This is a genomic window from Endozoicomonas sp. SESOKO3, assembly GCF_024606255.1.
In genome coordinates this window covers 1-1,117 of sequence record NZ_JAHHPR010000763.1, presented here as the reverse complement: position 1 = coordinate 1,117, position 1,117 = coordinate 1, and the positions used below count along the sequence as shown (strand labels likewise).

The window sequence follows — 1,117 nt, the reverse complement described above, 5'->3', positions numbered from 1 at the left end:
ATCTGGTTCTGAGAGAAGGATTGTTCTGTGCATGAGTGTAGCGTTAGGGTCATAAAAAATAACCTTCATGCATTCATCCTGCTTCTTTAATCTCAAGGCCATTGCGTGGCCAATTGATCTATCGTCTCCTACTGAACGAAAATAAAAATTCTTTTCATCGCCTGCCGACATATTCCAATACTTTTTTACCAGCCCTGTAATAGCCTCAGAAAACTTTCCTTTAAAGAAATAATATCCATCAGAAAAGAATCCATATTGAAAATGCTCTCTGGATTCGCATGGGAAATTAGATGTATTTTCAAAGGTTTTCAGCACTTTTTTTGAGTCGTCTATTTTTTTAAACGTTTCTTTCCCCCGACCAAACACCTTTTTAGCATAAGCCCAGGCGAAATGACGGCAGCCTATTATTCCTCCGGGTGCTTTATCGTCAGAATCGGAGCGATAGACTCTACAATTAAGGTTTTTGGGGAACCAGGCATTATCAGAATTATAAATAGGGATTGGAAGAATACCGCCATCCTCCTTGAAAGCCAGTTTAACCTGAAGACTTCGCCCTTCATCATGCAGTTGATTTACCTTGCTGGTAACATAGCGAGTTGATCTCTCGCAGGCTATCGGGATGTTAATGTTATAAGCACTTAATGGTTTATGGAGTGCTTTAGTAAACCATGCATCAGGGTGTTCTTTCATCAGCTTTGTGGTGATACAAGGCAAAACGCTGACAGAATAACCACCAAAACAGGCCTTGATGCCATTAACAAGGGATGTTACGGCCCTGACTGGCATCAAGGATTCTGAATGCCTGTGCCATGAATGTGAAAGTGCCGACTGAGCACCCAGTTTAATTTGATCCATTACGTGATCCTCCACTCTTTTTTTTAATTTCCATGATCCATTTGCTATAGGATGATTTATCAAATGTCCGCCCCCAATTGCCACTGCACTCTTTCGGGATCATCATAATGCCCGGGTGCAATACGTATATAATTTCTCATCACATGGGCTGGGGCACCAAAGAACTGAACATCACATTCTTCAGAAAATTTCTTCCAATCATCAATATTAATGAGTGCTCCATGAGAGAAGAAGCTGGCTTGAAGGGAGGATGGCAGTATTG

General features: G+C 41.3%; 2 protein-coding genes. Both read right to left on the bottom strand.

Annotated elements, in window-relative coordinates; translation table 11 throughout:
• Positions 1 to 855: ShET2/EspL2 family type III secretion system effector toxin (locus KDK18_RS13390; protein ID WP_257255432.1), on the bottom strand; the 855-nt coding region annotated here is incomplete at its 3' end.
• A 59-nt stretch (positions 856 to 914) separates the two neighbouring features.
• Positions 915 to 1,117, bottom strand: a 203-nt coding sequence (locus KDK18_RS13385) for a hypothetical protein (protein ID WP_257255431.1), incomplete at its 5' end; no start/stop codon positions are given.